Genomic DNA, 6,076 nt, shown 5'->3' with positions numbered 1-6,076 from the left:
TTTTGTTAGGAATTATGTCCCAGCCTCTTTTTATTATGAGTTAGAACGAGGATCATAATTTGCACGATCTCGCTGTTCTTGTGCGTAACGTTCAGGATTTTTTTTATAGAAATTTTGATGATATTCTTCTGCTTTATAAAAATTTGAAGCGGGAAGAACCTTAGTAGCAATGGCTTTATCAGAATGCATCGTTTGTTCTAAATCTTTGATATAGTTAATCGCAACTTTTCTTTGATCATCATTTGTATAAAAAATAGCTGTTTGATACTGTGACCCTCTATCTTGGAATTGACCCCCAGCATCTAATGGATCAATGACTGAAAAAAATATTTCTAATAATTTATGATAAGAAAATAAAGCAACATCATACTCTATTTTAACAGTTTCATAGTGTCCAGTAGTTCCGCTCTTTACTTGTTCATAGGTTGGATTTTTAACTGATCCTCCCATAAAACCTGATGTTACTGATTCAATACCTTCAAATTGATCAAACGGTTTTGTCATACACCAGAAACAGCCTCCTGCGAAGTATGCTGTATTAATATTCATTTACGCCATCCTTTCATAACACCTTTGTAATATTTATTGAAAACACTTGATTTTTTAAGATATTTTATATAACTTATTTATATATTATAGTATATCCGAATATTATTTTGAAGATTTTAGAGAGTGTAAGGTAGGTAAATATGACAGAAGAGAAGGATAATACAATATTAAGACGACAAACGGGGACAACGATACCTTCTAAACGACGCAAGAAGAAAAAACTTCGAAAATTACCTTTTGTAATACTGATTATTGTAGTTTTACTTATTGCAATGATTACGTATGTCGTTCATGGATATCAAAGTGGTATGAAATATGCACAAGAACATGCAAAAGATATTAAAATTCATAAATTTAATGGAGCCGTTAAAAATGACGGGAAAATCACAGTATTAATGCTCGGTGCTGACCAAGCTAATGGTGGAAAATCAAGAACTGACTCTATTATGGTTGTACAGTATGACTATATTAAGAAAAAAATGAAAATGATGTCAATTATGCGTGATATTTATGCGGAAATTCCTGGTTATGACAAATATAAAATTAATGCTGCATACTCACTTGGGGGACCAGAGTTGTTGAGACAAACACTAAATAAAAATTTAGGTATTAATCCTGAATACTATGCAGTCATTGATTTCACTGGCTTTGAAAAAATGATTGATGAATTAGAACCTAATGGTGTGCCAATTGATGTTGAAAAAGATATGTCAGAAAATATAGGGGTTTCATTAAAAAAAGGACACCATCGATTAAACGGTAAAGAATTATTAGGTTATGCGAGATTTAGACATGATCCAGAGGGAGACTTTGGACGTGTGAGACGTCAACAACAAGTTATGCAAACACTTAAGAAAGAATTGATTACCCCAAGTACAATCGTGAAATTACCTAAAGTAGCTGGTATATTGAGAGGATATATTAATACAGATATGCCAAACTCAGCTATTTTCCAAACAGGACTAAGTTTTGGAATACGAGGCGATAAAAATGTGGAAACACTAACTGTACCGTTAAAAAATTCTTATCAAAATATCAATACTAATAACGATGGTAGTGCATTAGATATTGATAAAGAGAAAAATAAAAAAGCAATAGAATCATTTTTAGACGAATAATAAATAAGCAGGCCAAAGTGGCCTGCTTATTTATTATCTATTTAACTACAATAATATTATTATGTAAACTTTGAAGATTATAATATTATTGATCTGATTTTCTTACGCCAGCTACACCGTAGTGATTTTTCTTCATTTCATCAATGACTACATGGATTGCTTCTCTATTTGCGCCTGTTGTTTTCTCTACTGCATTTGTAACCTCAGTGACTAAGTTTTTTAATTGCTCATCTGAGCGTCCTTCTAATAATTTTACATTTACAATCGGCATGATGTTTTCCTCCTTACATAATTATGTGCTTAGTATATCATTTTTAAAAAATGAACTTCAAGATATTTAAATAGAACATTTGTTCTTTTTAATGTTGTAAGAGAACAAGTGTTCTTATATAATTGAATTATCTAAGGAGGGGGTTGATATGTATGATTATAATTTACTTGAAGATAGAGACATACTATGTGTAGATCAGAAAAGTTTTTATGCTAGTGTGTCTTGTATAGAAAAAGGATTAGATCCTTTAATGACAAAATTAGCAGTGGTAGCTGACACTAAGCGACAAGGATCTGTTGTTTTGGCAGCAACACCTAAATTAAAAGAACTTGGTATTAAAACGGGATCTAGATTATTTGAAATTCCACAACGTAATGATATTTATATTATTAATCCAAGTATGAGAAGATATCTAGAAGTATCATTAGAAATTTCTAAAATTGCTCTTAAATATGTTCCAGGGGAAGATTTACATCAGTATAGTATTGATGAATTTTTTATGGATGTAACAAATAGCTACCATCTTTTTAATACTACAGTATATTCTTTTGCTAAGTGTTTTCAAAAAGAAATTTTGGATAAGACGGGAATATACTGCACAATAGGTATTGGATCTAACTTGTTACTTAGTAAAGTAGCTATGGATATCGAAGCTAAACACACCAAAGAAGGTATTACTGAGTGGCGGTATCATGACATTCCCGATAAATTATGGTGTATTTCACCATTAAAATCATTTTGGGGAATCAATAAAAAAACAGAAATAAAGTTAAATAAAAAAGGAATTATTACAATAGGTGATTTAGCCCATTATCCTCATAGATATTTGAAGAAAGACTTTGGTATATTAGGCACTGATATGCATTTACATGCTAACGGTATAGATCAAAGTAAAATAAGAGAAAAAAGTAAAATTAATAATCCAACTATATGTAAAAGCCAAATTTTGATGAGAGACTATCAATTTAATGAAACAAAAATTGTGATGCAAGAGTTGATTGAAGATGTTGCTTGTAGATTAAGAGAAAGAAAGCAATTAGCACGTACTATACATTTTTCATTTGGATATACTCAAGGTGGAGGAATACATAAACAACACACTTTAACTGATGCTACAAATCTAGAACAAGATATATTTAAAGTCGTTAATGATTATGCGAATCAGTTGTGTGATAAACAGGCTTTGTATCGTACGTTAAGTGTTTCACTAACACAGTTCATTAATGAAGAAAATCGACAATTAAATTTATTTGTAGATGAATATAAAAGACAAAGAGATGAAAATTTAGCTAAAACGATTGATACGTTACAAAAGAAATATGGTAAAGGCATCGTTTCAAAAGCAATTTCTTATACTGAATCTGGAACAAAACATAATAGATTAGGATTAATGGCAGGTCATAAAATGTAAATAAACGGAAGTAGGTCAAAACTCATTTTGAATTTTGGCCCACTTCTATTTTTATGGAATATAAGTATCAAATTCATTTAAAGCAACAATACCTAATTCACGATCTTTTGGAGTTTTAAAGGTAACTTGTAAAGCACCTAAAATATCCTCACGAACTTCTAAAATTTTTAAGTTTCTTATAGAAATATTATGTAAACTAAGTATAGAAGTAACTTTATTAATCATACCCGCTTTATCTGGAATATCAATATATAAATCATACCCAACATTGACTACACCATGTTGCTTAAGAGGTAATTGATCTCTAAAAATTTTTGCATCTTCAAAGAATTGATATATTTGTTGTTCTTCTTCATTTTTAAGTTTAACTATCATATCCTTAATATTGGTTTGCATATCTTCTAGTAAACTAATGATATTTTGTTTATTACTAAGTGAGATATCCTTCCACATTTCGGCATTACTACTTGCAATTCTTGTAATATCTCTAAATCCACCAGCAGCAAGCTGTTTGACTAAAGCATGATCATTTGCATGGCTTGAACTCAAGTGTACTAAACTAGAGGCAATAATATGTGGAACATGACTAACAATTCCCGTTACATAATCATGTTCTTTCGCATTAGTAATAATAAATTTAGCTAGTGTAGGGGAGAGCAAATCTTGTAATGTTTTAGCCGCTTGTGTATTACGTTCATCATCGTAAACTAAAATATAGTATGCATTTTCAAATAAGTGTTTTTTAGAATTAAGGACACCAGATTTATGGCTACCAGCCATTGGATGCCCACTAACAAGATGAATATTTGATTCTAATAAACGTTTTTCAAAATTTTGAATGATAAGTTTTGTACTGCCAGTATCCGTTACAATCAAATGTGATTTGGTTTCATAATTAGGTAATGAATTTAGATATATTGCTGTTTGATGAACTGGAGTAGCAAAGATAATAATATCCGCTTCCTTAACACCAAGAGCATAATCATTAATCTTTTTGTCAATTATACCAATAGACATTGCTTTATCTAATTGAGTTACATCAGTATCATAGGCAGAAATTATAAGATCAGATTGATAAAATTTTAAATTACTAGCTAAGCTTCCACCAATTAATCCTAAACCAACAAATAAAATATTTTTCATATGAGCCCTCCTTATTTCTAAATATTCAGAATATCTATATTTTAAATTAGTCATTCATTTTAAACAATACTATTCATTAGAGTTCACTATTTATCTAGGTTAAAATATATTTAAAGTATTAAAGGGGGAAGTTGAATGGAATCAAAGATATTAGAATTAATTCAAAACTTAACTAACATTAATAGTCCTTCGGGAAATGCTTATAATGCAATAAGTTATGTAAAACAAAAAGTAGAACATTTAGGATATTCAACTCAATTAACAAATAAAGGTGCATTAATTATCACAGTTGAGGGTGAAGATAATGAACGTCAACGTTGTATTACTGCTCATGTAGATACTTTAGGTGCAATGGTAAAAGAAATTAAAGAAGATGGTCGTTTAACAATCGATCTAATTGGTGGATTTAAATATAATGCGATTGAAGGAGAATATTGTCAGATTGAAACAGACTCTGGCGAAACGTACACAGGGACAATATGTTTACATGAAACAAGTGTTCATGTATATCGCGAAAATGAAAAAATACCAAGAGATATTGAACATATGGAAGTCCGTATAGACGAAAAAACGTCTTCTAAGAAAGAGACAGAAGATTTAGGAATAGAAGTAGGTAATTTTATTAGCTTTGATCCAAGAACAGAAATAACATCATCTGGATTTATTAAATCCCGACACTTAGACGATAAAGCAAGTGTAGCAATGATATTAGATTTATTAGAAAGAATAAAAAATGAACAAATTAAATTACCACATACTATTCAATTTTATATTTCTAATAATGAGGAAATAGGATATGGAGCGAATGCATCTATTTCTAATAAAATTGTAGAATTTATTGCTTTTGATATGGGAGCACTTGGAGAGGGACAATCTTCTGACGAATATACAGTATCTATTTGTGCTAAAGATGCGTCTGGACCTTATCATAAAGAATTAAAAACACATCTAGTAAACTTATGTAAATTTAATCATATTCCGTATAAAATAGATATTTATCCTTATTATACGTCAGATGCGTCTGCAGCATTAAAAGCAGGAGCAGATATTAAACATGGATTATTTGGAGCTGGTATTGAGTCCTCTCATGCACTGGAACGAACACATATTGATTCTATACATGCCGCTCAAAACTTATTATATGCCTATTGCTTGTCATCAATAAATTGAAATAAATATTGACAAGGAAGATTTATTTATGTATTATACTGAATTATAATAATATTTTAATAATTCTGAGAATTGAGTAGAAGATATGTGATGTAGCAAATAGAAAGCTAATGGATGATGTAAATTAGCACAGCATATGTTTGAATTGGACTTAGAAGATTAAATTTAATAACAGTAAAGTGAACATGTAATGTTAATTAAGGTGGCACCACGGTAACGCGTCCTTATCTATGGAACGTAATCGTGGTGTCTTTTTGGTATAAATATAGTAATTATTAGCTAGATAATCATAGAAAGTTAGTGGTTGATGAAAACTAACATCACTAATAATGAAATTGGGTTTATACTTATAAAAAATCAAATAAAAAATAAGTGAACTTTAAATATTTTGATAATTCGAAATATTTAGTTAAT

The 6,076-nt window shown here is 29.9% G+C and carries 6 protein-coding genes; 3 read left to right on the top strand and 3 right to left on the bottom strand.

What is annotated here, in order from left to right:
• Positions 1–33 precede the first annotated feature (33 nt).
• Positions 34–549 carry a peptide-methionine (S)-S-oxide reductase MsrA gene (msrA, locus tag HMPREF2930_RS04090; RefSeq protein ID WP_002449832.1) on the bottom strand — a complete coding sequence of 172 codons (516 nt, stop codon included), beginning with the start codon at positions 547–549 and terminating at the stop codon, positions 34–36.
• A gap of 140 nt (positions 550–689) precedes the next feature.
• On the opposite strand from msrA, the gene HMPREF2930_RS04085 reads away from it, so the two are divergent.
• Positions 690–1,667, top strand: a complete 978-nt coding sequence (locus tag HMPREF2930_RS04085) for an LCP family protein (RefSeq protein ID WP_017174681.1) — start codon at positions 690–692, stop codon at positions 1,665–1,667.
• 85 nt (positions 1,668–1,752) lie between these two features.
• Here the strand turns inward: HMPREF2930_RS04085 and HMPREF2930_RS04080 are convergent, their stop codons facing one another.
• On the bottom strand, positions 1,753–1,938 hold the full coding sequence (locus tag HMPREF2930_RS04080; RefSeq protein WP_017174682.1) for a 2-hydroxymuconate tautomerase: 186 nt from the start codon (positions 1,936–1,938) through the stop codon (positions 1,753–1,755).
• 148 nt (positions 1,939–2,086) lie between these two features.
• Between HMPREF2930_RS04080 and HMPREF2930_RS04075 the strand changes: the two genes are divergently transcribed.
• A complete protein-coding gene (locus HMPREF2930_RS04075) occupies positions 2,087–3,349 on the top strand; it encodes a Y-family DNA polymerase (protein ID WP_017174683.1) in 1,263 nt (420 codons plus the stop codon).
• Positions 3,350–3,400: 51 nt separating this feature from the next.
• Here the strand turns inward: HMPREF2930_RS04075 and HMPREF2930_RS04070 are convergent, their stop codons facing one another.
• Positions 3,401–4,492 (bottom strand): prephenate dehydrogenase, encoded by a 1,092-nt coding sequence (locus HMPREF2930_RS04070; RefSeq protein ID WP_017174684.1) that lies wholly within the window; start codon positions 4,490–4,492, stop codon positions 3,401–3,403.
• Between the two features lie 135 nt (positions 4,493–4,627).
• Between HMPREF2930_RS04070 and HMPREF2930_RS04065 the strand changes: the two genes are divergently transcribed.
• Positions 4,628–5,662: a M42 family metallopeptidase gene (locus HMPREF2930_RS04065; RefSeq protein ID WP_037541014.1), complete on the top strand. Its 1,035-nt coding sequence runs from the start codon at positions 4,628–4,630 to the stop codon at positions 5,660–5,662.
• The last annotated feature ends 414 nt before the right edge of the window (positions 5,663–6,076 follow it).

Origin of the sequence: Staphylococcus sp. HMSC068C09, assembly GCF_001813735.1 — a bacterium.
Lineage (GTDB): Bacteria > Bacillota > Bacilli > Staphylococcales > Staphylococcaceae > Staphylococcus > Staphylococcus hominis.
This window is presented reverse-complemented; position numbering and strand designations above follow the sequence as displayed.

What these genes read in the sequence shown, in the direction of transcription:
- msrA (WP_002449832.1), bottom strand. Translation starts at nt 549, where the DNA reads ATGAATATTAATACAGCATACTTCGCAGGAGGCTGTTTCTGGTGTATG.
- HMPREF2930_RS04085 (WP_017174681.1), top strand. Translation starts at nt 690, where the DNA reads ATGACAGAAGAGAAGGATAATACAATATTAAGACGACAAACGGGGACA.
- HMPREF2930_RS04080 (WP_017174682.1), bottom strand. Translation starts at nt 1,938, where the DNA reads ATGCCGATTGTAAATGTAAAATTATTAGAAGGACGCTCAGATGAGCAA.
- HMPREF2930_RS04075 (WP_017174683.1), top strand. Translation starts at nt 2,087, where the DNA reads ATGTATGATTATAATTTACTTGAAGATAGAGACATACTATGTGTAGAT.
- HMPREF2930_RS04070 (WP_017174684.1), bottom strand. Translation starts at nt 4,492, where the DNA reads ATGAAAAATATTTTATTTGTTGGTTTAGGATTAATTGGTGGAAGCTTA.
- HMPREF2930_RS04065 (WP_037541014.1), top strand. Translation starts at nt 4,628, where the DNA reads ATGGAATCAAAGATATTAGAATTAATTCAAAACTTAACTAACATTAAT.